General features: G+C 67.0%; 20 protein-coding genes and 1 pseudogene. 10 read left to right on the top strand and 11 right to left on the bottom strand.

All coding sequences use genetic code 11. From position 1 onward, the window contains the following. Positions 1–12: 12 nt before the first annotated feature. Positions 13–2,430 carry a DUF6049 family protein gene (locus tag OG390_RS25820; protein ID WP_406171430.1) on the bottom strand — a complete coding sequence of 806 codons (2,418 nt, stop codon included), beginning with the start codon at positions 2,428–2,430 and terminating at the stop codon, positions 13–15. 221 nt (positions 2,431–2,651) lie between these two features. On the opposite strand from OG390_RS25820, the gene OG390_RS25815 reads away from it, so the two are divergent. Continuing rightward, a complete protein-coding gene (locus OG390_RS25815) occupies positions 2,652–4,130 on the top strand; it encodes a CCA tRNA nucleotidyltransferase (protein WP_406171428.1) in 1,479 nt (492 codons plus the stop codon). A 222-nt stretch (positions 4,131–4,352) separates the two neighbouring features. Here OG390_RS25815 and OG390_RS25810 read toward each other — a convergent pair whose 3' ends face one another. The 6 genes and pseudogenes from OG390_RS25810 to OG390_RS25785 all read right to left on the bottom strand — a co-directional run bounded on the left by OG390_RS25810 (position 4,353) and on the right by OG390_RS25785 (position 9,336). Further along, a complete protein-coding gene (locus OG390_RS25810; protein ID WP_406171426.1) occupies positions 4,353–4,775 on the bottom strand; it encodes a hypothetical protein in 423 nt (140 codons plus the stop codon). A gap of 16 nt (positions 4,776–4,791) precedes the next feature. Beyond that, positions 4,792–5,302, bottom strand: a pseudogene (locus tag OG390_RS25805) (MFS transporter); the annotation flags it as partial. Between the two features lie 258 nt (positions 5,303–5,560). After that, complete coding sequence (locus OG390_RS25800; RefSeq protein WP_406171425.1) at positions 5,561–6,073, bottom strand: hypothetical protein; 513 nt, start codon at positions 6,071–6,073, stop codon at positions 5,561–5,563. A 112-nt stretch (positions 6,074–6,185) separates the two neighbouring features. Then, a complete protein-coding gene (locus OG390_RS25795) occupies positions 6,186–7,448 on the bottom strand; it encodes an MFS transporter (RefSeq protein WP_406171423.1) in 1,263 nt (420 codons plus the stop codon). 78 nt (positions 7,449–7,526) lie between these two features. Beyond that, positions 7,527–8,609, bottom strand: a complete 1,083-nt coding sequence (locus tag OG390_RS25790) for an inositol-3-phosphate synthase (protein ID WP_399083155.1) — start codon at positions 8,607–8,609, stop codon at positions 7,527–7,529. 43 nt (positions 8,610–8,652) lie between these two features. Continuing rightward, positions 8,653–9,336 (bottom strand): helix-turn-helix transcriptional regulator, encoded by a 684-nt coding sequence (locus OG390_RS25785; RefSeq protein ID WP_399083152.1) that lies wholly within the window; start codon positions 9,334–9,336, stop codon positions 8,653–8,655. A 374-nt stretch (positions 9,337–9,710) separates the two neighbouring features. Here OG390_RS25785 and OG390_RS25780 point away from each other — a divergent pair, with 374 nt between their 5' ends. Beyond that, the gene (locus OG390_RS25780) at positions 9,711–12,425 is read left to right on the top strand and encodes a transglycosylase domain-containing protein (RefSeq protein WP_406171420.1); all 2,715 of its coding nucleotides are present in this window, start codon (positions 9,711–9,713) and stop codon (positions 12,423–12,425) included. Between the two features lie 119 nt (positions 12,426–12,544). After that, entirely contained in the window at positions 12,545–14,050 is a 1,506-nt protein-coding gene (locus tag OG390_RS25775) for a glycosyltransferase family 87 protein (RefSeq protein ID WP_406171418.1), read from the top strand. A gap of 92 nt (positions 14,051–14,142) precedes the next feature. Here the strand turns inward: OG390_RS25775 and OG390_RS25770 are convergent, their stop codons facing one another. The 3 genes from OG390_RS25770 to OG390_RS25760 all read right to left on the bottom strand — a co-directional run bounded on the left by OG390_RS25770 (position 14,143) and on the right by OG390_RS25760 (position 16,899). Next, positions 14,143–15,174, bottom strand: a complete 1,032-nt coding sequence (locus OG390_RS25770; protein WP_406171417.1) for an alanine racemase — start codon at positions 15,172–15,174, stop codon at positions 14,143–14,145. A gap of 128 nt (positions 15,175–15,302) precedes the next feature. Beyond that, positions 15,303–16,424 (bottom strand): peptidoglycan bridge formation glycyltransferase FemX, encoded by a 1,122-nt coding sequence (gene femX, locus OG390_RS25765; protein WP_406171415.1) that lies wholly within the window; start codon positions 16,422–16,424, stop codon positions 15,303–15,305. A gap of 163 nt (positions 16,425–16,587) precedes the next feature. Then, complete coding sequence (locus OG390_RS25760; RefSeq protein WP_399083137.1) at positions 16,588–16,899, bottom strand: hypothetical protein; 312 nt, start codon at positions 16,897–16,899, stop codon at positions 16,588–16,590. Between the two features lie 286 nt (positions 16,900–17,185). Between OG390_RS25760 and rpsF the strand changes: the two genes are divergently transcribed. From rpsF to rplI, 4 genes are all read left to right on the top strand, one after another. Continuing rightward, positions 17,186–17,476: a 30S ribosomal protein S6 gene (rpsF, locus tag OG390_RS25755; RefSeq protein WP_005482942.1), complete on the top strand. Its 291-nt coding sequence runs from the start codon at positions 17,186–17,188 to the stop codon at positions 17,474–17,476. Between the two features lie 77 nt (positions 17,477–17,553). Continuing rightward, positions 17,554–18,144 carry a single-stranded DNA-binding protein gene (locus OG390_RS25750; RefSeq protein ID WP_406171412.1) on the top strand — a complete coding sequence of 197 codons (591 nt, stop codon included), beginning with the start codon at positions 17,554–17,556 and terminating at the stop codon, positions 18,142–18,144. A 57-nt stretch (positions 18,145–18,201) separates the two neighbouring features. Beyond that, positions 18,202–18,438 carry a 30S ribosomal protein S18 gene (gene rpsR / locus OG390_RS25745; RefSeq protein WP_003949403.1) on the top strand — a complete coding sequence of 79 codons (237 nt, stop codon included), beginning with the start codon at positions 18,202–18,204 and terminating at the stop codon, positions 18,436–18,438. A gap of 18 nt (positions 18,439–18,456) precedes the next feature. Continuing rightward, on the top strand, positions 18,457–18,903 hold the full coding sequence (rplI, locus tag OG390_RS25740) for a 50S ribosomal protein L9 (protein WP_189187153.1): 447 nt from the start codon (positions 18,457–18,459) through the stop codon (positions 18,901–18,903). Between the two features lie 138 nt (positions 18,904–19,041). Here the strand turns inward: rplI and OG390_RS25735 are convergent, their stop codons facing one another. Beyond that, positions 19,042–20,388 carry an MATE family efflux transporter gene (locus tag OG390_RS25735; RefSeq protein WP_406171410.1) on the bottom strand — a complete coding sequence of 449 codons (1,347 nt, stop codon included), beginning with the start codon at positions 20,386–20,388 and terminating at the stop codon, positions 19,042–19,044. A 450-nt stretch (positions 20,389–20,838) separates the two neighbouring features. Here OG390_RS25735 and dnaB point away from each other — a divergent pair, with 450 nt between their 5' ends. From dnaB to OG390_RS25720, 3 genes are all read left to right on the top strand, one after another. Continuing rightward, positions 20,839–22,314, top strand: a complete 1,476-nt coding sequence (dnaB, locus tag OG390_RS25730; RefSeq protein ID WP_406171408.1) for a replicative DNA helicase — start codon at positions 20,839–20,841, stop codon at positions 22,312–22,314. A gap of 666 nt (positions 22,315–22,980) precedes the next feature. Beyond that, positions 22,981–23,280, top strand: coding sequence for a hypothetical protein (locus OG390_RS25725; RefSeq protein ID WP_406171406.1), 300 nt, complete (start codon positions 22,981–22,983; stop codon positions 23,278–23,280). A gap of 323 nt (positions 23,281–23,603) precedes the next feature. Next, complete coding sequence (locus tag OG390_RS25720; protein WP_406171404.1) at positions 23,604–24,653, top strand: LysR family transcriptional regulator; 1,050 nt, start codon at positions 23,604–23,606, stop codon at positions 24,651–24,653. Positions 24,654–24,686: the final 33 nt, after the last annotated feature.

Raw genomic sequence — 24,686 nt, 5'->3', positions numbered from 1 at the left:
CCACGACATCGCTCAACGGTCCACTCTCTCACCCGTGCCGGACGGGTCGGTGCTTTCCGGTGCGGTGTCCGGTGTCGGGTCACTCGGGTGCTCCGGGTCGTCTGCCCCGGACTCCGCGCCGGATTCCCCTTCGGGTCCGTTCTCGGAGTCTTCGGTGTCCTCAGTGTCTACGGTGCCGTCCGTGTCCTTGTTCACGCCCTCGGCCTCGAGACCGTCCTCCGGCTCTTCCTCGGCCTGCAGGGCGACGGCGCGCTTGCGCTGCGTGTACATCCGGAATCCGGCGAGCACGAGCAGCAGGACGCCACCGCCGATGACCAGCATCACCGTGGACGTGATCTCGGTGACCTTCACTTCGAAGGGGACCGCGGGGCCGTACGCCTGGCCGTCCTTCGTGTACAGCTGGGCGAACACCTCCACCGGACCGTTGGCCTTGGTCGAGGTGGTGAACTTCACCGACTGGCTGTGCTCGCCCGCGACCTGGATCGGCTGCTCGTCGTAGGGGCCATCACCGATCTTGAGGCGGTTGGGCTGGCGCGAGGTGAGGCGCAGCACCAGATTGTCGACGCCCTGCACGAGGTTGTTCTGGACGGTCACGGGGATGGTGGCGCTGCGCCCGGAGAGCTTCGCGTCGGACTTCTCGATCAGATGAACCAGGCCGGTGAGGTCGTTGAGGTACGAATCCACGCCCTCCCGGAAGGTCGCCCCCTCGGAGGCACGGCCCCGCCAGGACGTGGACATCCCACGGTCTATGGCCCGACCGAACGGGGTGACGACCCGGGACTTGTCGGTGAGGATCACCTGGAAGTTGTCGAGCTTGGTCTGCGTGCCCTGGATCCGCTCGAAGGCCGCTCGCGGCAGCTCCTGCTTGCGCAGCGACGACGGGTACGAGTGCGCGGAGGGCACCTTCGTGGTGGCGCCCGCGTCCGGCTTCGCCTTGGCGGCCGCGGACAGGTCCTGGGACTCGGACCAGTTTCCGTCCTGGAGAGCCTTGAGTGCCTGTGCCATCGTCTGGGCCTGGCTTCCGGACGGCATGCGCTGTGGGGCGACCACGATGCTGCGCTGTTCGTCCGGCTCCTGCAGGTTGATCATCAGGCTTTGGGCGAGGAATTCCTGTACCGCGAGCGTGGAGGTGTCGGCCTTCGTCATGTCGCCCCGGAACGCGGTGGACAACCGGGCGTCGGCGACGACGGCCGTCGTTCCGCCGCCGATGGGGCGCGCCGCGCTCGGCGTGTACGACAGCGCGCCCGTCTCACGCAGGCTGTCGCTGCGGGCGATCACCTTGTCGGCGCCGGCCGAGGTGGCCACCTTGACGATCGACGGGTCGACGGCACCGTCTGCGGGCCAGGCGAAATCGGTGCTCGGCTTCACATGAAGGATCGTGTCCACCGTGTCGGCGGCCACATCGGTGGCGTCCTTCAGGTGGCTGAGGGACCCGGTGACGTCCTTGCCGTTGTGGGCCAGTGATGCGAGATCGGGGTCGGCGAAGGGGAGCGCGACGACCTTCTTGTCCTGGACCGTCTTCTCCAGCTTGTCGAGCCAGGCCTTGGCCACCGCCTGGCTCTTGCCCTTCGTGGTTCTGCCGTCCTCGGTGCGGATCTGGTAACCGTCCCTCATCGCGTCGACGGAGGCCAGCAGGTCCGGGTCGAGCACCCAGGTGACGTCGAGGTCGCTGCCCAGGGACAGCAGCTGGTCCAGGCGGCCGCCCGGGGAGATCTCCTCGGCCAGGTCGTCGTTCTTGAAGACGGGCGTCTGCTGCTCGTCCGAGCCGGTTTCCGCCGTGAGGTGGACCGTGGAGATGAGCGGCCAGAGGTACGTCGTCTTCGTCTTCGTGTCCGCCCCCTCGGGCTGCCACGGCAGGAACGTCCGCTGAATGCCGAGGATCTGGTCCCACGGCTGGGCGGCGGTCCGGCCCGTGAGCGAGACACCGAGCTGGTAGACCCCGTCGGAGCCCAGGTCCAGCTCCTTGACCGGTACCGAGATGCTGAAGTGCTGAGAGACGCCCGCCGCGAGCCTGGAGAACTTCGCGACGTACTTGCCGCCGACCTCCGGGGCGTCCAGGCCCACCTGGAACCCGGTGCGCTGTGCGGCGCTGTCGATGGCGGAGCGGCTGCTCAGGGACGGTCCCACGCGCAGGCCCACATGGGCATCCGTGACCGTCTGCCTGCCGTTGTTGGTGACCGAGCCGGCGACGGTGATCGTGTCGCCGTCCGTGGGAGCGCTGGGGCTGAGCGAGTCGAGGGAGACGTCGATCGTGCGCGACCCGGTGGCGTCGGCCACGGAGGTCTTGTCCGCGGCGGAAGCGGACGTGCTGATGGGCAGCTGGAGCAGCCCCGCCAGCAGGGGTACCCCGGCCAGCAGTACGCCGCTTCGCCGGAGCCACCGGCGGGCAGGTGAGGGACTCGTCCCCTGGAAGTCTGCCGCCTCGGCCACGCGCTCGCCCGTCCCTCGTCGTCGTCAGTGGTCGTCGGAATGTGCGTCCACGCATGGTAACGATGCGCGCTGAGGGTAAGTGCCGCGGAGTGGTCGACAAGATCGGGGGACAGGGCCGACTGTCCCGTATGTGCGCCTATTGAAGCGCTTGGACGGAGGGGTGCCCGTGCACTTTTTATGGAGGCGCCCGCGGGTGCCTCGGCCACGTACCCTTTTCTGTTGTGCCGAACGCCAACGAAGACAACTCCAGTGCCCTGAGTCAGGTGCAGCACCGCGCGGTGAATGAACTGCTGCGGGTGTCCCCTGTCGCCGACGACCTCGCCCGCCGTTTCCATGAGGCCGGGTTCTCGCTCGCCCTGGTCGGCGGCTCGGTCAGGGACGCGCTCCTTGGCCGGCTCGGCAACGACCTGGACTTCACGACCGATGCCCGCCCCGAGGACGTACTGAAGATCGTGCGGCCCTGGGCGGACGCCGTATGGGAGGTCGGGATCGCTTTCGGCACGGTGGGCGCGCAGAAGGACGCCCGCGTGGACGACGTACAGCAGTCGTTCCAGATCGAGATCACGACGTACCGCTCCGAGGCGTACGACCGGACCTCACGCAAGCCCGAGGTGTCCTACGGCGACTCCATCGAGGAAGACCTGGTGCGCCGCGACTTCACGGTGAACGCGATGGCGGTGGCTCTGCCGGAGAAGGAGTTCATCGACCCGCACGGCGGCCGGGACGACCTGGCCGCTCGCGTTCTGCGTACCCCGGGCACTCCGGAGGAGTCCTTCTCCGACGATCCGCTGCGGATGATGCGGGCCGCGCGGTTCGCCGCTCAGCTGGACTTCGAGGTGGCCTCTGACGTCGTCGCCGCGATGAAGGACATGGCCGACCGTATCGAGATCGTCTCGGCCGAGCGGGTGCGGGACGAGCTGAACAAGCTGATCCTTTCCGCGCACCCACGCAAAGGCCTGACGCTGCTCGTCGACACCGGGCTCGCCGACCATGTGATGCCGGAGCTTCCCGCTCTGCGGCTGGAGCGTGACGAGCACCACCGGCACAAGGACGTCTACGACCACACGCTGATCGTTCTTGAGCAGGCGATGGAGCTGGAGGAGGAAGGCCCCGACCTGACTCTCCGGCTCGCCGCGCTGCTGCACGACATCGGCAAGCCGCGGACGCGCCGCTTCGAGAAGGACGGGCGGGTCTCCTTCCACCACCACGAGGTGGTCGGCGCCAAGATGACCAAGAAGCGCATGACGGCGCTCAAGTACCCCAATGATCTTGTGAAGGACGTCTCGCGCCTGGTCGAACTTCACCTGCGCTTCCACGGGTACGGAACCGGCGAGTGGACGGACTCCGCGGTTCGTCGCTACGTGCGTGACGCGGGCCCGCTCCTCGACCGCCTCCACAAGCTGACCCGCTCCGACTGCACCACGCGGAACAAGCGGAGGGCGGCCGCACTCTCCCGCGCGTATGACGGCCTGGAGGAGCGCATCGCCCAGCTCAAGGAGCAGGAGGAGCTGGACGCGATCCGCCCGGACCTCGACGGCAACCAGATCATGGACATCCTGGGCATCGGCCCGGGCCCGGCGATCGGTCAGGCGTACAAGTTCCTGCTGGAGCTGCGGCTGGAGAACGGGCCCATGGAGCACGACGCGGCGGTGGCGGCGCTCAAGGAGTGGTGGGCCTCACAGCCGGACGGCCAGGCATAGGGCTGACGGCCAGGGGGCCGAGGTCATGTTTCACGTGAAACATGACGCCGGATGACTCGGCATCGGCAAACGCGAGGGGGCGGTGTTTCACGAGAAACACCGCCCCCTCGACGTAGGGGAGTCACCCCTACCTGTTGCTAGTGCACCGTGGTGGGCCCTCCATGCGCGAACGCCGACGTCGACTGCACTCACTAGTGACGATGGTGAGTTGCTGAACGCGGTCTAGTCCTTCTTGTCAATCCAGGCCTCACTGAGATAGGGGTAATTCGTGGTGCAAGCGACCTTCGACCATTCATTCTTGGGCTTCCAGGCGCCTCGGTAGATGTTCGTCCAGCTGGAAGTCGGGCTCCCCTTGCAGCCAATAACCACCCGCTGATATCCGCTGCCACCGCTGCAGAAGCTCTTTGCCCACCCGGGGGTGTCGTAGTGGTCGTCGACGGTGCAGGTGGTGGGTTTTGCGCTGGCGCTGGCCGGCGCCACTATGAATGCTCCTAGGGTGGCTGCAGTGAGCGTGATAACGCGCAAGGTTTTGTTCATGTGCTCGCCGCTCTTTTCAAGCGGCCCGTTGACCACAGGGATATTCAAGCGAACGTTCGAGTTGGAGAGGTGAATCTCGTTAGAGATTGGCCCGAACCTGCTGGCCATAAGCGCATGAGCGTGATCAAACAGGTGGCAATCGACCCGTAGTGGCGGCCACTGTGACCACTAACGGAACCGACCGTCCGTCAGGAGGCAATATCAGGGCGGCTACTGCGGCCGCGCCGACGAAGGCGACGTTGAACAGGACGTCGTAGACGGAGAAGATTCGGCCGCGGAAGCCGTCCTCGACCGACGACTGCGCGATCGTGTCCGTGGCGATCCTCGCGCCCTGGGTGGTCAGGCCCAGGAAGAAGGCGGCGACCAGCATGGGTGCGGGGGCGAAGGGGAGGCAGAGCGTGGGCTCCAGGACCGCGGCGGCGCCGGAGCACGCGACGATCCAGCCGCCGGAGCCAAATCGCTCCGCCGCCCAGGGCGTCACGATGGCCGCGACGAGGAACCCCGCCCCGGAGACGCCCACGGCCAGACCCAGCAGTGCGAGGCCGTCGTCGTCTGAGCCGGACGCCCAGGAGTACCGGCAGAGCATCAGTATCATGACGGTCAGGGCGGTAGCAGAAGCGCTTCAGCGTCCTCGCAGTGTGTGCTCAGGCAGGCTCCCGCCGTGCCGTCATCGGTTAGGTGTACAAGTTCCTGCTGGAGCTTCGCCTGGAGAGCTGGCCCACGGAGCACGATGCGGCGGTAGTGGTGTTTCAAGGAGTGGCGGGTCACACAGGGCTGAGGTTCATGAAGCGAGGTCATGTCACGTGAAACATGACCCCGGGCGACCTGCATCGGATGCGGCCGAAGGGCGGTGTTTCACGTGAAACACCGCCCCTTGCACGTGAGTGAAGCCCTTACTTGGCGGAGTACGGCGACAGGCAGAGGGTGAAGTCGCTCTTGCCGCTCTGGGTGTACTCGGCGTACTTGGTGCGGTCGCAGCCGGAGTCGTCGGTCTTCTTCTGCGCGACCTTGTACTTGGCTTTGGAACTGCCGCAGTCCACGACCTTGAGGCCCGGGTCCGTGGCGCTGTCCGGGTTGCTGATGCTCATGCAGTCGCCGACCTTGGCGGTGTCGGGGTCGTGGCGGCTCGCGAGATAGCCGACGCCGGCGGCTATGACGGCGCAGACGATGACCGCGATGCGCAGGTACTGCTTGAAGCCGCGCTTCGGGCGCTGCGGCGGGACCGGGGCGTACGGGGCTCCCTGCTGCGGGAAGCCGGGCTGGCCGGGCTGCTGGGGGTAGCCCGGCTGCTGCGGGTAACCCTGCGTCGGCTGCTGGCCGTACGGGACCTGACCCTGGGGCGGCTGGCCGTAGGGCTGCTGGCCCTGGGCGAACGGGTTCTGGCCCTGGGGCGGCGGAGTGGTCACTTGGGGGTCCCCCTAGAACGTAGGCGCGTGACGCGAATAAGACGCACGTAAGTTATCGGGACCCGGTGACAACTCAGTAGCCCGGAGGGGCTCTGTGGCACTGATGTGACACTTACTGCAGTTCGAAGTGGGCCATAGCGGCAACAATTGCCGCGTAGAGCGCTGCCACGGTGACGACGAGGGAAACCGAGCGTCCGTCAGAAGGCAGTACCAGAGCGGCTACTGCGGCCGCGCCGACGAAGGCGACGTTGAACAGGACGTCGTAAACGGAGAAGATCCGGCCGCGGAAGCCGTCGTCGACGGATGACTGCACGATCGTGTCCGTGGCGATCTTCGCGCCTTGTGTGGTCAGGCCCAGGACGAAGGCGGCGACCAGCATCGGCGCGGGGGCGAAGGGGAGGCCGAGCGCCGGCTCCAGGATCGCGGCGGCGCCCGCGCACGTGACGATCCAGCCGCCGGGGCCGAGGCGCCCCACCGCCCAGGGCGTGACCACGGCCGCCACGAAGAAGCCCGCCCCGGAGATGGTCACGGCCAGCCCCAGCAGGGCGAGGCCACCGTCCGAGTCGGACGACCAGGCGTACCGGCAGAGCATCAGCACCATGACCAACAGGGCGCCGTAGCAGAAGCGCATCAGCGTCATCGACGCGAGTGCCCAGGCCGCTTCCCGGCGCCCGGGCTCGGCGAGATGGCGTACGCCCGCCGCTAGGCCGCGTGCCGTGCCGACGAGTGCTGTGGCAAGGCGCGACTCAACCAACTCCACGTCGGGGCCCAGCAGTTCCGGGGCGATGCGCAGGGAGGCGAGCGCCGCGCACAGATACATGGCCGCTCCGAGGAGGACGACCGCCGCGTCGGAGTCCGAGGCGACCAGCCGTACGACGAATGCGAGTCCGCCGCCCGTGGTCGCGGCGAGTGTCCCCGCGGTCGGCGACAGGGAGTTGGCCATCACCAGGCGTTCGGAGTCGACGACCCGCGGCAGTGCCGCCGACAGGCCCGCCAGGACGAAGCGGTTGACCGCGGTGACGCACAGCGCGGAGACGTAGAAGAGCCAGTCGGGGACATGGCTCAGCATCAGGACGGCCGTCACGCAGGCCAGTGCCGCCCGCAGCAGATTGCCGTAGAGGAGGACCTGGCGGCGCCGCCAGCGGTCCAGCAGGACGCCGGCGAAGGGGCCGATGAGGGAGTACGGGAGCAGCAGTACCGCCATGGCGGAGGCGATCGAGGCCGCCGAGGTCTGCTTCTCCGGTGAGAAGACGACGTAGGTGGCGAGGGCGACCTGGTAGACCCCGTCGGCGCCCTGGGACAGCAGCCGTATGCCGAGCAGGCGTCTGAAGCCCTGGAAGCGCAGGAGTACGCGCAGGTCACGCACGACAGCCATGGGGCACAGCCTCACATACGAGGAGGGTCCCCGGGCGGTATGCCCAGGGACCCTCAGCAGCACTCACAAAGATGTGCTTTAGCGCTCGACCTCGCCCTTGATGAACTTCTCGACGTTGGCGAAGGCCTCGTCGTCGAAGTACTGGACCGGCGGGGACTTCATGAAGTACGAGGACGCCGACAGGATCGGGCCGCCGATGCCGCGGTCCTTGGCGATCTTCGCGGCGCGCAGGGCGTCGATGATGACACCCGCGGAGTTCGGGGAGTCCCAGACCTCGAGCTTGTACTCCAGGTTCAGCGGGACATCACCGAAGGCACGGCCCTCGAGGCGGACGTACGCCCACTTGCGGTCGTCGAGCCACTGCACGTAGTCCGACGGGCCGATGTGGACGTTCTTCTCGCCCAGGTCGCGGTCGGGGATCTGCGAGGTGACGGCCTGCGTCTTCGAGATCTTCTTGGACTCGAGGCGGTCGCGCTCCAGCATGTTCTTGAAGTCCATGTTGCCGCCGACGTTGAGCTGCATGGTGCGCTCAAGACGGACACCGCGGTCCTCGAACAGCTTCGCCATCACGCGGTGCGTGATGGTTGCGCCGACCTGCGACTTGATGTCGTCGCCGACGATCGGGACGCCCGCCTCGGTGAACTTGTCCGCCCACTCCTTGGTGCCGGCGATGAAGACCGGGAGGGCGTTGACGAAGGCGACCTTGGCGTCGATGGCGCACTGGGCGTAGAACTTCGCCGCGTCCTCGGAACCGACGGGCAGGTAGCAGACGAGGACGTCGACCTGCTTGTCCTTGAGGATCTGGACGACGTCGACCGGGGCCTCGGCGGACTCCTCGATGGTCATGCGGTAGTACTTACCGAGACCGTCCAGGGTGTGGCCACGTTGGACCGTGACGCCCTTGTTCGGGACGTCGCAGATCTTGATGGTGTTGTTCTCGCTGGCACCGATGGCGTCGGAGAGGTCGAGGCCGACCTTCTTCGCGTCGACGTCGAAGGCGGCGACGAACTCGACGTCACCGACGTGGTAGTCGCCGAACTGGACGTGCATCAGACCGGGGACCTTGGTCGCCGGGTCGGCGTCCTTGTAGTACTCGACGCCCTGAACCAGCGAGGCGGCGCAGTTGCCCACGCCGACGATGGCTACGCGAACCGAACCCATTCCGGTTGCTCCCTGTGTGTATCGGTGAAACCCCGAATGGGCCTCACGTGGCGGTGTCGTCGGACGGATCCGGCCGGGTGCTGTCCCGGTGCCGGGGCAGGCCGCCCGTCTCTCCAGATGTGTTGTCCTGCTGAGCGGAGCCTTCGGAGGCGGAACTCTTGACGTCCCGTCCCGCCCGCTCGCTCTCGATGAGCTCGTTCAGCCAGCGCACTTCGCGCTCCACGGACTCCATTCCGTGGCGCTGGAGCTCAAGCGTGTAGTCGTCGAGGCGCTCCCGGGTGCGCGCCAGGGAGGCGCGCATCTTCTCCAGGCGCTCCTCCAGCCGGCTGCGGCGGCCCTCCAGTACGCGCATGCGTACGTCGCGCGACGTCTGCCCGAAGAAGGCGAAGCGAGCGGCGAAGTGCTCGTCCTCGTAGGCGTCGGGGCCCGTCTGCGCGAGAAGTTCCTCGAAGTGGTCCTTACCTTCCGCCGTCAATCGATAGACGATCTTGGCGCGACGCCCCGCGAGCGTTGCCGTGAGTGCGTCTTCGGGTGTGGATCCTGATTCCTCGATCAACCAGCCGTTGGCGACCAGCGTCTTGAGGCAGGGGTAGAGCGTCCCGTAGCTGAACGCACGGAACACACCCAGTGACGTATTGAGTCGTTTGCGCAGCTCATAACCGTGCATCGGGGACTCGCGGAGCAGTCCGAGTACGGCGAACTCGAGGATCCCGGAACGCCGGCTCATCGTCGCCTCCTCCCTGTCGCGGCCTCGTCGGCACGGTCTTTATGCCGTGCTGATGTATCGACTCGATACATCAGCACGATAGAACGGTCATCCGGATGCGACAAGAGGGGCCACGGTGAACGGCGTCACATCACCGATTCATACGAAGCGAGTTGCCTGATTTGCGGTGAACTTCGGCCCTAGGAGGGTTTTGGTGGTGCGTAGTCTGTGCGGCATGCACACCACCGGGAACCGAGTGACACCTGAGGGCGTCATCGTCTTTGGTGCAGTACGGGTGAATGCGCAAACGACCGCATCCGTACTTCGGGGGGACCGGAAACCAGCCGCCGTTTCCAGGCGCGCATGGGTGCGCCTGCCCGAGGAGTAATCGTTCGATGAGCGAGCACCGTCGCAAACTGCCGCAGCCGCAGGAAGGCGGACGTGCCGCGGCCCGACGCGGCCAGCCCGGCATGTCCTCCGGTCGCCGTGCGGCACCGCGAGGCGCCACCGAGTCTCCTTCCGACTCCTATGGGTCGGGGGGTGAAGACCGCCCGTACGGTGGCCGTGCCGAGGCCCGGCGGGCGGCACAGAGAAGTAGTGGCGGAGGCCGGCGCAGAGCGGCCGACGGCGCGGGCCGAGGCGGCCCCGGAGGCGGTGGCGGCCGACGCGGTGGACCCGCGGGCCCGAACGGTCCGGGGCGCGGGAGAGGCCGCTCCGGGCCGCCCGCCAAGAAGCGGATCATCGACTACCCCCGCGCGGGTAGATACGGCGCGGCGCGATGGATCCCGTCCTGGAAGCTCGTGACGGGAGTGTTCATCGGCTTCTTCGGCAGCCTGGTCGCGGTGGCGGGTATCGCGTACGCCATGGTGGGCGTCCCGAAGGTGGCGGAGACCGCCAAGGCGCAGAACAACGTCTATTACTGGGCCGACAACACCCAGATGGTCTCCACCGGTGGTGAGGCGAACCGCCAGATCATCGGCTACGCGCAGATCCCCAAGGAGATGCGGTTCGCGGTCATGTCGGCCGAGAACAAGACGTTCGAGACCGACAGCGGCGTCGACCCGATGGGTATCGCCCGCGCCTTTGTCAACATGGCCAAGGGCGGCCAGACACAGGGCGGCTCCACCATCACTCAGCAGTACGTGAAGAACGCGATGCTGGACGATCAGTCGCAGACGATCTCCCGCAAGTTCAAGGAGTTGTTCGTCTCCATCAAGGTCGGTGCCTCGGTGTCCAAGGAGGACATCATGGCCGGCTACCTGAACTCCGCGTACTACGGGCGCAACGCCTACGGTATCCAGGCGGCGGCGCGCGCCTACTTCAACGAGGACGCCACGGATCTGAGCCCGAGTGAGTGTGCCTTCCTGGCGGCGGTGCTCAAGGGCGCCACGTACTACGACCCCGCGGGTGCCCAGTCGATAGACCCGTCCGCCACTCCGCAGGCCAACCGCAAGCGTGCCTGGGCCCGCTGGAAGTGGATTCTCGACGAAGAGGTCAAGGACAAGCGCCTGACCGCCGCGGAGCGGAACCGATACACCAAGTTCCCCAAGGTCCAGAGTCCGCGGTCGAACGTCGCGCTGAGTGGACAGATCGGCTACCTCGTCGACCTCGCCAACGCCTCCCTGATTAGGGATAGCGCCGAGACGGGGATCACCGAGGGCAAATTGCGGCAGGGCGGCTACGAGATCCACACGACCTTCGACAGGAAGAAGGTCAACGCGCTCAAGGCCGCCGTGGAGAAGGTCCAGAAGGCCAACATCAAGCCCAAGCTGCGCCCGGAGACGGACAAGTACGTCCAGTTCGGCGGGGCGTCCATCGACCCGGACACCGGCGCGATCAAGGCCATCTACGGCGGTGAGGACGCGACCAAGCACTTCACCGACAACGCCGACCAGACCGGTGCCCAGGTGGGTTCGACGTTCAAGCCCTTCGTGCTGGCGGCTGCCATGTCGTGGGGTGCTCGTGATCCCAAGGGCGACCCGGTCCAGGCGCAGGACGAACGCACCATCGTCTCTCCGAAGAGCCTCTACAGCGGTAAGAACAAGCTGACGATCAAGGACTACGACGGCACTGACTGGAAGGATGACAAGGGCAATAAGTGGCGGCAGAAGAACGACGGCCAGCAGTCCTACAACCCGCCCAGCTACAAGATCGACCTGCGTGAGGCGATGCGCGAGTCCGTCAACTCCGCCTATGTCCAGCTGGGCATGGACGTCGGTCTGGACAAGGTGAAGGAGGCCGTCCTGGACGCGGGCATCAAGGAGTCGAGTCTCGCCAGCTCCAGGTATCCCTCCTTCTCACTCGGTACCTCCTCCCCGAGCGCGATCCGTATGGCCGGCGCGTACGCGACCTTCGCGGCCAGCGGCAAGCAGCGCGAACCGTATTCGGTCGACAAGGTCACCGACAAGGACGGCACGGTCTTCCGGCACGCCGATGTCGCGAAGACCAAGACGGCCTTCACCGAGCAGGTGGCCGACAACGTCACCGACGTCCTGAAGACCGTGGTCGAGAAGGGAACCGGTACCAACGCCCAGCTGACCGGTCGTGAAGTGGCCGGTAAGACCGGTACCACCGACGGCAACAAGTCCGCCTGGTTCGTCGGATACACCCCTCAGCTCTCGACTGCGATCGGCATGTACCGCTTGGACGACGACGAGACCAAGAAGAACCGCGAGTTCCTGCAGATGTACGGCACGGGTGGCGAGGAGAAGATTCACGGCGCCTCGTTCCCGTCCCAGATCTGGCGCGACTACATGGAACAGGCGCTCAAGGGGCAATCTGCGGAGGACTTCCCGACCCCCGAATCGATCGGCGAGGTCCTCAACGACACCCCGAGCCCGAGCGTGACCCCCTCGGCCACCGAGAGCGCCACCGAAAGCGCGACGCCGACTCCGACGCCCAGCGAGAGTCTGACATCTCCCTCACCCTCGGTGAGCGAGACCTGTAAGAAGTGGGACCTGAACTGCGGCAGTACCGGCGGGACGGACACAGGCGGCACCAACACCGGTGGGACGGACGGAGGAGTAACCGCCACACCGACGGAGACCACCAGCACCGGATCCACCAGAGGTAACGGCAACGGAGGGTTCCTCGGAGGGTCGAGCGGATAGCCGCCTCCGAGGTGTGTTTCACGTGAAACACACCGTTTCACGTGAAACAAGGGCCGCTGCACCTACCAGGTGCGGCGGCCCTCGGCGTATTCCTAGCTGTGTACGGCAGGATGTGCGGCATGCCCAGTGCAGAGACGACGCGAATGAGCGTGCACGAGCCGGAGCTGGTACGGCCGACCAAGGAGGACGAGGTCGCCGCGAGCGGCAGCGAGCTGATCGGCGGCCCCATCGGGCGGCGAGCCCTGCTCGGGACGTCCTGGTGGACGCCCGTGCGGGTCGTCGCGCTCGTCGCGATCGCCATGTTCGCCCTCGGCATGGTGCAGAAGCTGCCGTGCTACGACGGCGCCTGGTTCTTCGGCGCCAGCTCGCAGTACACACACGCGTGCTACTCCGACATCCCGCACCTCTACCAGGGACGCGGCTTCGCCGACGGTCTTGTGCCGTACTTCGACAAGATCCCCGGCGACATGGACTACCTCGAGTACCCGGTGCTGACCGGTGTGTTCATGGAGGTCGCCGCCTGGCTCACGCCGGGCAGCGGGAGCATCCAGGACCAGGAGCAGATCTACTGGATGGTCAACGCCGGGATGCTGATGGTGTGCGCGGCGGTCATCGCCGTGTGCACCGCGCGCACCCACCGTCGGCGGCCTTGGGACGGCCTCCTGGTCGCCCTCGCGCCCGCCTTCGCGCTCACGGCCACCATCAACTGGGATCTCCTCGCCGTGGCCCTGCTGGCCGCCGCCATGCTCATGTGGTCGCGGGGGCGGGCTCTGGCGTTCGGCGTGCTGATCGGGCTCGCCACGGCTGCCAAGTTCTACCCGTTCCTGGTGCTCGGACCGCTCTTCCTGCTGTGCTGGCGGGCCGGAAAGTGGCGTGAGTTCGGAACCGCGCTGCTCGGCACCGTCGGCGCCTGGCTCGCCGTGAACCTTCCGGTGATGTACTTCGCGCCGGAAGGCTGGGCGAAGTTCTACAGCTTCAGCCACGACCGCGGGGTCGACTTCGGGTCGGTGTTCCTGTTCATCTCGCAGTGGCTGAAGATCACGATCACCTTCGAGTCGGCGAACAACTGGGCGCTGATCATGATGCTGCTCATCTGCGCGGGGCTGACCGCGCTCACGCTCACCGCCCCGCGCCGCCCTCGCTTCGCCCAGCTCGCCTTCCTGATCGTCGCGGCCTTCATCCTCACCAACAAGGTCTACTCGCCCCAGTACGTGCTGTGGCTGGTCCCTCTCGCCGCGCTGGCTCGGCCGCGCTGGCGGGACTTCCTGATCTGGCAGGCGTGCGAGGTCGCGTACTTCCTGGGCATCTGGATGTACCTCGCGTACACGACCAGCGGGGACGCCCACAAGGGCCTGCCGACCGACGGGTACCAAATCGCCATCGCCGTCCACCTGCTGGGGACGCTGTACCTGTGCGCCGTGGTCGTACGCGACATCTTCATGCCGGAGCGCGACATGGTGCGCCGAGCCGGTGACGACGATCCGTCGGGCGGCGTCCTGGACGGTGCGGAGGACGTCTTCGTGCTCGGTGCAGCGGCCCATCCACCGCGGCACGCGGCGCACTTCGACGGGCCGCAGGTCGAGTGGGGCAGCCGGAGCGCGGCAGCCGGAGACAGTTCGCCCTGAGCGAACAGGGCGTAGAGAAGGCGCACAAAAGGCCGTACACGGGTGTCCGTGTACGGCCTTTCTGCTGGGCTCGAGCTGGTCGAGCCCTGGGTTCAGCGTTCGACGATGCGATCGAACTGCGTGGTGGTGTGCCGTAGATGGGCCACCAACTCGTCGCCGACCCGCGGCTCCGTGGCGTCCGCGGGCACGAAGAGGATCGAGACCTGCATGTGCGGGGGCTCCGCGAACCAGCGCTGCTTGCCCGCCCAGACGAACGGCGAAAGGTTCCGGTTGACCGTCGCGAGGCCGGCGCGGGCGACGCCCTTGGCGCGCGGCATGACGCCGTGCAGCGCTTTCGGGGCCTCCAGGCCCACTCCGTGCGACGTACCGCCCGCCACGACGACCAGCCAGCCGTCGGAGGCGGCCTTCTGCTGCCGGTAGCCGAAGCGGTCGCCCTTGGAGACGCGAGTGACGTCCAGGACGGCCCCGCGGTACTCGGTCGCCTCGTGGTCCCCCAGCCACAGCCGCGTGCCGATACGAGCGCGGAAGCGGGTCTGCGGGAACTGCTGCTGGAGACGGGCGAGTTCCTCAGCTTTGAGGTGGCTGACGAACATCGTGTGCAGCGGCAGGCGGGCCGCGCGCAGGCGGTCCATCCAGCCGATGACCTCCTCGACGGCGTCCGAGCCGTCGGTGCGGTCCAGCGGCAGATGGATGGCGAAGCCCTCCAGCCGGACGTTCTCTATGGCGGAGTGCAGGTGGGGCAGATCCTGCTCGCTCACGCCGTGCCGCTTCATCGAGGACATCACTTCGATGACGACACGGGCGCCCACGAGGCCGTACACGCCGTCGATGGACGATACGGAGCGGATGACGCGGTCGGGCAGCGGCACAGGCTCCTCGCCCCGCCTGAACGGAGTCAGGACCAGCAGGTCGCCGCCGAACCAGTCCTTGATCCTGGCGGCCTCGTACGTGGTGCCGACGGCGAGGACGTCCGAGCCCAGGCGGGTGGCCTCGTCCGCGAGCCGCTCGTGGCCGAAGCCATAGCCGTTGCCCTTGCAGACGGGGACCAGCCCCGGAAACTGCTCGGACACCTGCTTGTGGTGTGCCCGCCAGCGCGCGGTGTCGACGTAGAGCGTGAGCGCCATGGCCGGTCCCGGAACCTTTCTCGTGGCTGCGGTGTATCAGAGGTATGAAAGGAAATTGTGGCGGATCCGCCGGACCGACGGGGCGACGCCGGGCCGGATCAACGGCTCGGCATGCGGTTCGGGCCGACTCAGCGGCGCGACATGTAGATGTCGAGCGCTTTGTGGAGCAGCTTGTTCAGCGGGAAGTCCCACTCGCCGAGGTACTCGGCAGCCTGCCCGCCCGTGCCCACCTTGAACTGGATCAGGCCGAAGAGGTGGTCGGTCTCGTCCAGCGAGTCGGAGATGCCGCGCAGGTCATAGACGGTCGCACCCAGGGCATACGAGTCGCGCAGCATCCGCCACTGCATCGCGTTCGAGGGCCGGAACTCACGTCCGATGTTGTCCGAGGCGCCGTACGAGTACCAGACGTGCCCGCCGACGACCAGCATGGTCGCGGCGGACAGGTTCACACCGTCGCGCCGGGCGAAGTACAGCCGCATCCGGTTGGGGTCCTCGGTGTTGAGGGCCGTCCACATGCGCTGGAAGTACGACAGTGGGCGGGGCCGGAAGTGATCGCGGATCGCCGTGATCTCGTACAGCCGCTGCCATTCCTCGAGATCCTGGTAGCCGCCCTGGACGACCTCGACGCCCTCCTTCTCGGCCTTCTTGATGTTGCGGCGCCACAGCTGGTTGAAGTTCTTGTGGACCTCTTCCAGGGAGCGGTTGGCCAGCGGCACCTGGAAGACGTAGCGGGGCTGTACATCGCCGAAGCCGGCGCCGCCGTCCTCGCCCTGCTGCCAGCCCATGCGGCGCAACTTGTCGGCGACCTCGAAGGCGCGCGGCTCGATGAAGTCCGCCTCGATGTCGCGCAGGCGCTTGACGTCCGGGTTCTGGATGCCGCTCTTGATGGACGCGGCTTCCCAGCGCCGGATGATGACCGGCGGACCCATCTTCACGGAGAAGGCGCCCTGCTGCTTGAGGTGCGCGAGCATCGGCTGGAGCCAGTCGTCGAGGTTCGGCGCGTACCAGTTGATGACCGGACCCTCGGGCAGATAGGCGAGGTAGCGCTTGATCTTGGGCAGCTGGCGGTACAGCACCAGGCCCGCGCCGACCATCTCGCCGGTCCTGTCGTCGAACCAGCCGAGGTTCTCGGAGCGCCATTCCGCCTTGACGTCTGCCCAGGCCGGGACCTGCATGTGGCTCGCCGCGGGCAGGCTCTGGATGTACGCCAGATGCTGCTCTCGACTGATGGTCCTCAGGGTCAGGCTCATTCGGGGCGCTCCTCGGGCTGGTGTGTCCCCATGGGTACAGGGGCTCCGGCTCTCGCGCCGAAGCCTACTGCGCCCTGGGAGCGCCTCGAATGGCCGTGTGGAACCTGCGCCCTGGGGACGGATGAAGAAGAGTCCCGGGGTCAGAGGAAATCGGGCGTTCGGATTAGAAGAGGCCGCCGAAGAGACCCCCGTGCGCCATGCCGAGGAAGAAGCCGATGGCCGACGCACCGAGCCCGAGGATCAGCCCGAAGCGCTCCCGCGTCGTCACGGAGATGAACTGTCCGTACGCGCCGGTCAGGATTCCGATCAGCCCGGCCCAGGAGGTGAGCAGGTGCAGGTTGTGGAACATCGCCGTGACGAAGGCCGTGATCCCGAGCACCAGAGTCACCGCGAGCAAGGTGTCCTGGAGCGGATGGGCCTTGCCATCCGTGGCGAAGAGAGAGCCGGTCGTGTTGGGTCGCAATACCTGTGCCATGTGGCACCTCCTGCGGAAGGCGGCGCATCGTAGCGCCATACACACCCGATGTGTACAGATTGACGGTCAACCCGGTCGGATTTCAACCGGAAGCGGGTGTGCAGGTAGTCTGTACCGTCTGCACCGGTGTCTGCCCAGGCAAAGGCCAGGTCACGACAGGGATTCCCGCTCGGTCCACCGACGGGAAGCCCGATTGTCAGTGGCGGCCGATACCGTTGCGTACGCATCACAACCCTCCTGCCACGGAACGACCGTGGCCGCTGAGTCCAAAGGAGGTGGGTTCCACATGCGTCACTACGAGGTGATGGTCATCCTCGACCCCGATCTCGAGGAGCGCGCTGTCGCCCCCCTGATCGAGAACTTCCTCTCCGTCGTCCGTGAGGGCAACGGAAAGGTCGAGAAGGTCGACACCTGGGGCCGTCGTCGTCTCTCGTACGAGATCAAGAAGAAGCCCGAGGGCATCTACTCGGTCATCGACCTGCAGGCCGAGCCTGCGGTCGTCAAGGAGCTCGACCGCCAGATGAACCTGAACGAGTCGGTCCTCCGGACCAAGGTCCTCCGTCCCGAGACCCACTGAGCTCTCCAGCTCAGCTGATCTCGGGCATCGAGTAGCAGCACTAGCAGCCAGCAGCAAACCCGCCGAGAGGTTCCCCCATGGCAGGCGAGACCGTCATCACGGTCGTCGGCAATCTTGTCGACGACCCCGAGCTGCGCTTCACCCCTTCCGGTGCGGCGGTCGCGAAGTTCCGTGTCGCGTCCACTCCCCGCACCTTCGACCGTCAGACCAATGAGTGGAAGGACGGCGAGAGCCTGTTCCTGACCTGCTCGGTCTGGCGTCAGGCGGCGGAGAACGTCGCGGAATCGCTCCAGCGAGGCATGCGCGTCATCGTGCAGGGCCGGCTGAAGCAGCGGTCCTACGAGGACCGTGAGGGCGTCAAGCGCACGGTCTACGAGCTGGACGTCGAGGAAGTCGGCGCCAGCCTGAAGAACGCCACGGCCAAGGTCACCAAGACCACAGGTCGAGGCGGCCAGGGTGGTTACGGCGGCGGCGGTGGTGGCGGCCAGCAGGGCGGCGGCTGGGGCGGAGGCTCCGGCGGCGGTCAGCAGCAGGGTGGCGGCGCTCCCGCCGAGGACCCCTGGGCGACCAGCGCCCCTGCCGGTGGCAACCAGGGCGGCGGCGGTGGCGGCTGGGGCGGAAGCTCCGGCGGCTCCGGCGGCGGCTACTCGGACGAGCCCCCTTTCTAGGCCCCCGGGCCGAGGGCGGGTCGTACCCCCACTTCTTGATCACACAGGAGATACACCATGGCGAAGCCGCCTGTGCGCAAGCCGAAGAAGAAGGTCTGCGCTTTCTGCAAGGACAAGGTCACGTACGTGGACTACAAGGACACGAACATGCTGCGGAAGTTCATTTCCGACCGCGGCAAGATCCGTGCCCGCCGCGTGACCGGCAACTGCACGCAGCACCAGCGTGACGTCGCCACGGCCGTGAAGAACAGCCGTGAGATGGCGCTGCTGCCCTACACCTCCACCGCGCGATAAGGGAAGGGTGACCGACACATGAAGATCATCCTCACCCACGAGGTCTCCGGCCTCGGTGCCGCGGGCGACGTCGTCGACGTCAAGGACGGTTACGCTCGCAACTACCTGATCCCGCGGAACTTCGCGATCCGCTGGACCAAGGGCGGCGAGAAGGACGTCGAGCAGATTCGTCGTGCTCGCAAGATCCACGAGATCGCCACCATCGAGCAGGCCAACGAGATCAAGGCCCGCCTCGAGGGCGTCAAGGTCCGCCTGGCCGTTCGCTCCGGCGACGCCGGTCGTCTCTTCGGTTCCGTCACCCCGGCCGACATCGCCTCGGCGATCAAGGCTTCCGGTGGCCCCGAGGTCGACAAGCGCCGCATCGAGCTGGGCGCGCCGATCAAGACCCTGGGCGCCCACGAGACGTCCGTGCGTCTGCACCCCGAGGTTGCCGCCAAGGTCAACATCGAGGTTGTCGCTGCCTGAGTGCAGCGCTCGGCATAGCTGAGAGAAGGGCCGCACCCCTCGGGGTGCGGCCCTTCTGCGTTTCGCGAGCTGAGACTGCGTCTCACGCGGATACCGGCGCTCGCTGTTTCACGTGAAACGGGGTTTCACGTGAAACGGTCAGCGCGTCGCGCCCGTGACGATCCAGCGCCCCGAGCGAGAACGCAGCCAGAGGGTCATCATCCGGATCGTCATCATCAGCGTCATCGCACTCCAGAGCGCAGTAAGACCGCCTCCGAGTGCCGGGACGAGCAGCGCGACGGGAGCGAAGACCACCAGGGTGAGCAGCATGGCCCACGCCAGGTATGGCCCGTCCCCCGCTCCCATCAGGACTCCGTCCAGGACGAAGACGATGCCGCAGATCGGTTGCGAGACGGCCACCATCAGCAGGGCGGGCAGCGCAGCGTCTCGCACGATCGAATCGCTACTGAAGAGGGGCAGGAAGAGGGGGCGAGCGGCGATGACCAGCAGGCCGAGCACGACCCCGGTGGCGATGCCCCACTGCACCATGCGCCGACAGGCCTCGCGGGCGCCTTGCACATCGCCCGCGCCGAGATACCGCCCGATGATGGCCTGTCCCGCGATGGCGATCGCGTCGAGTGCGAAGGCGAGCAGGCTCCACAGCGAGAGGACGATCTGGTGCGCTGCCATCTCGGCGTCCCCGAGCCGGGCGGCGACCGCGGTGGCGATCATGAGAATGGCCCGCAGTGACAACGTGCGCACGAGCAGAGGAGCGCCGGCCTGGGCGCAGGCCCGTATCCCGTCGGCATCCGGCCGCAGCGAGGCACCGTGCTTCCGCGCTCCGCGGACGACGACGTACAGATAGACGGCCGCCATGCCGCACTGGGCGATGACGGTGCCCCAGGCGGAGCCTGCGATGCCCAGGTCGGCACCGTAGACGAGGCCCGCGTTGAGGGCGGCGTTGGCGACGAAGCCCCCGACTGCCACGTAGAGCGGGGTCTTCGTGTCCTGCAGTCCGCGCAGGACACCGGTGGCGGCGAGCACGACGAGCATGGCCGGGATGCCGAGCGTCGAGATCCGGAGATAGGTGGTGGCGTACGGGGCGGCGGTGTCAGAGGCGCCGAACAACTCCATGAGACTGGGCGCCGTCGGCAGGACGACGGCTATGACGGCTGCGCCGATCAGCAGGGCGAGCCAAATGCCGTCCATGCCTTGGCGAATTGCGGCCCGCAGATCGCCTGCGCCGACACGGCGGGCGACGGCGGCCGTGGTGGCGTAGGCGAGAAAGACGAAGACGCCGGCGGCGGTCATGAGGAGCGCCGAGGCGACGCCGAGGCCGGCCAGCTGTGCGGTGCCGAGATGGCCGACGATGGCGCTGTCGGCCATCACGAAGAGAGGCTCGGCAACGAGTGCGCCGAAGGCCGGAACAGCCAGCGCGACGATCTCTCGGTCATGCCGGCGGCGGGTGGCCCTGGGTGCCACGGGAGCCTGTGTCATGAGCACCAATCTAATCTTCCACAGGTAAGAGATGCAACGCAAAAAGGACCCTTACTCAATCGCTGGCGAGGTATGCCGCAGCGCACCGTTTGCAGCGATCTTGGCCCGACTGGGAAAGTTTTTCTTCTGCACAGCCGGTGGACGGGAAAGTAGCAGGTCAGAGCCGGTTCATTGGAGGGGTTGAGGGCTTGTTCACAGGGCTGTCCACCGGGTCGTGCACAGGTTTTGTGGGGTTCTCCACAGCATCCGGGCCGTCGTCCACATGGCCTGTGGATAACCAGATTGGCTGACGGTGCCCGCGGCCCTAACGTGGTGCGGCGCCCGCTCTCTCCTCCGTCCTCGGAAACCTGGCAAAACCAACGCGTCAGAACCGGAGTTGGGCATCTCAGTTGTCAGTGCCGTGCCGTAGAAATGAGAGGCACGGTTAGGTCCGCTCTGCGGACGGGAGGAGGTGGCTCGGTGAGTATTTCCGAGCCCTTGGACGACCCCTGGGCCGACAGCGGTCCCAGTGATCGTCTGCCCTCTTCCCGCCGGCACAGCAACGGTGGCCGCGGCCGAGACGAGCAGCACGACCGCGACCGGGACAGTGGCTCGTGGGAGGGCGGAGGTTCCTCCTTCGAACGTGTACCGCCTCAGGATCTGGACGCCGAGCAGTCCGTCCTCGGCGGCATGCTTCTGTCCAAGGACGCCATCGCCGATGTCGTCGAGGTCCTCAAGGGGCACGACTTCTACCGGCCTGCGCACGAGACCATCTACGGGGCGATCCTCGACCTGTACGCCAAGGGCGAGCCGGCCGACCCCATCACGGTCGCGGCCGAGCTCACCAAGCGCGGCGAGATCACGAAGGTCGGCGGCGTACCGTATCTCCACACCCTGGTACAGACGGTCCCGACCGCGGCGAACGCCGAGTACTACGCGGAGATCGTGCACGAGCGGGCGGTCCTGCGCCGCCTGGTCGAGGCGGGCACGCGCATCACCCAGATGGGATACGCGGCCGACGGCGACGTCGACGAGATCGTCAACAGCGCCCAGGCCGAGATCTACGCGGTCACCGAGCAGCGCACCACCGAGGACTATCTGCCGCTCGGCGACATCATGGAGGGCGCTCTCGACGAGATCGAGGCGATCGGTTCGCGTTCGGGGGAGATGACCGGCGTGCCGACCGGTTTCACCGACCTCGACTCGCTCACCAACGGTCTGCACCCGGGCCAGATGATCATCATCGCGGCTCGTCCCGCCATGGGTAAGTCGACGCTGGCCCTGGACTTTGCGCGGGCCTGCTCGATCAAGCACAACATGCCCAGCGTGATCTTCTCGCTCGAAATGGGCCGCAACGAGATCGCGATGCGTCTGCTGTCGGCCGAGGCCCGAGTCGCCCTGCACCACATGAGGTCCGGCACGATGACCGACGAGGACTGGACCCGGCTCGCTCGCCGTATGCCGGACGTCTCGGCCGCCCCGCTCTACATCGACGACTCCCCGAACCTGTCGATGATGGAGATTCGCGCCAAATGCCGTCGCCTCAAGCAGCGCAGCGATCTGAAGCTCGTGGTCATCGACTATCTGCAGCTGATGCAGTCGGGCGGCAAGCGGTCCGAGAGCCGCCAGCAGGAAGTCTCCGACATGTCGCGAAACCTCAAGCTGCTGGCCAAGGAGCTGGAGCTGCCGGTGATCGCGCTGTCGCAGCTCAACCGTGGTCCCGAGCAGCGTACGGACAAGAAGCCCATGGTCTCCGACCTGCGTGAGTCCGGATCGATCGAGCAGGACGCGGACATGGTGATCCTGCTGCACCGCGAGGATGCGTACGAGAAGGAGTCACCGCGCGCAGGCGAGGCGGACATCATCGTCGGCAAGCACCGTAACGGCCCGACGGCCACGATCACGGTGGCCTTCCAGGGCCACTACTCGCGCTTCGTGGACATGGCACAGACCTGATCCGACGCTGTTGTGGTGTGGGATCTCAGATTCCGTGGCCAAATCTCACGAACGATGGCCAAGCGGCGGCCACTCGCGAGACTCCGCAGGTCGGAGCCCTGCCCATCGGTGGCCGCCCCGAGGATTCGGACACGGCCGTGAGACTGGACGGCTGGCCAAGCCGTGAGACAGCGCGACAACGACCAGGTCGCAGTATCGCCGTTGGCCACGAGCGCGAGAACCTACAGCTGTAGGGTCTCAGATTTCGTGGCCACATCTCACGAGCGATGGCCAAGCGATGGCATATCTGACACGAATCTGAGACTGGCAGGTCAAGCCACCCGCTCGGCCCTTCGCACGTGTTGAGGAGGGCGGCATGAGCAGGGCGGGAGTCCGAGTCGGAGTCGGTACGTCCTTCCACTACGACGGGGAGACCGTCGAAGTGGTGGAGATGGCCGCGACCACAGCGGGCAACGAAGTGGTATTGAAGGACGGGCGAGGGCGTCTCCTGCGGCTGTCGCTCAAGGAGTTGCTGTTCTCCGACCGGGCTGCCATCAATCCTGATGGCCCGGGATCGTCGGCAGATGACGAGGACGAGATCGCCTCCGTGGTGCTGGGGCAGCTTGATGAGGCCCAGAGATCGGCCGCCGCCGCTACAGCGGGCCGGGCCTGCCGGAGTGGCGGCAGATGCTGTTGGCCCTCGAACAGCGCGTCGTGCTCACCGACAAGCACCCCGGCATGCTCGCGGACCACCTGTCGGATTATCTCTTCGCCCGCAGCACCGGACACATCGGCTCGCTGAAGACGCTGATCAACCGTGGCTGTCAGCGGGCGGTCCGCACTGGCGCCGAACGTCTCGATCAGGAGTTGATGGACCGGGTGAAGAACGACGAGGCGTCCGAGGCGGGCCGCCTAGAACTGCAGGCCGCGCTGGAGAAGAAGCGGCTGACCAGCCGCCCGCGGTCCCGGAGCCGACGAGCCGCATGACACCACCGGTCCGCACCCTGCCGATCCGGCTGGTCCCACTGCCCGGCGAGGCACTGGACTCCTGGCCGGAGGCTACGGCCAGGCGGATGGACACCACACTCGGTGACCTTCTGCTGCACTTCGGCTTCCCGGTCCGGCAGCGGGCCGGGAACACCGCGAGCCGCGGATGCCGCCGTCGCGGTCACCATGGCCCTGGGCATCCTTCAACAGCCAGGAATCCATCTGGCCGGCGGGGCCCTGCGCGGCCTGCTGGAAGCAGTACGCGAGGAACTCACGCAGATCTCGGTGACGAGCATCGACGGCTGGGGCCGGGGCATCAGCCGGTGCTGCAGTCCGTGCACCTGGCCGCCCTCGTCCCTTCCCTCCGCCCCAGCGAGCGCCTCCGCTACCGCACCACGACCGAGACTCCCCGACGTCCGGCAAGGACCACCCGGGACATCGAGCAGAGAGCCAGGAAGATCCCCACGATGTTCTGGCCGTCCTGGACGGTCCGGCTCACACCGCCCGAAGGAATCTATGCACGGTCCCTGGCTCCCGTCCTCGCCGCCCTGCTGCTGATCCCGGACAGCCGCACCTCCCTGGACCAGGCGGCCGGGCTGGCCGGCGACGTCATCGACGGCATCGAGATCTCGCGGCTCCTCCAGGAACTCGACGACCTGCCACAATGGCCGGACATCATCACTGCCCTGGACCGGCTCGCTGATCACCTCGATGCCGCCGACGTCCCCATCGACTACGGCCGACGCCAGCTCCTCGACTACACCGGCCTGCTTCCCCATGACCGCTGGCTGACGATTTGCCGCCGCACCGGAACCCCGCCGGGAACCGGCCGACGTGAACGCATCGCCCGCAGCCAGCTCTTCCGACGCCTCAGCGGCCTGCCTGCCGAGTCCGTCCCCGATGACCTGGGCGGGCTCGACAGCGCAGAGTTCCGGGCGACGTCCCTGCGGTTCGCTGCACTCCAGACACCCGAACTCACACACGCCCTCCAGCAGGAAGCCCTCAACTTCCTGGCGTCGCACCACATCCACGACGAGCCCGTGACCTGGCAGCCTCCCACCGCCCTCCGCACCGCCGACGAAGCCGAGGCACTTCCCGCAGTCCTTCGCAAAGCCCTCACCGGTTCATTCGCACGGCAGCGGCTCTCGCGGTTCCTGGCCGCCCGGTCCTACCCCACGCTCACCGAAGCAGCCCGAGACCTCGGCATCCGCCAGTCCGCTCTGGTGACCCAGATCAACCGTCTCGAAGAGGACCTCGGACAGCCCCTCTTCGAGCGGGCAGAGCGCGGCAGGGCCATGAAGCTGACCCGATTCGGGAAACGCGTCGCCGCAGCCGCCCAGACGATCACGGCTGAGGAAATGCCACGACGGTGAGAGGAAACACCCATCCAAGCCGTGAGACAGCGG

The sequence above is a fragment of the Streptomyces sp. NBC_00996 genome, from assembly GCF_045162675.1.
GTDB lineage: Bacteria > Actinomycetota > Actinomycetes > Streptomycetales > Streptomycetaceae > Streptomyces.
The sequence above is the reverse complement of the archived record's forward strand: the minus strand, read 5'-3'. Positions and strand labels throughout refer to the sequence as shown.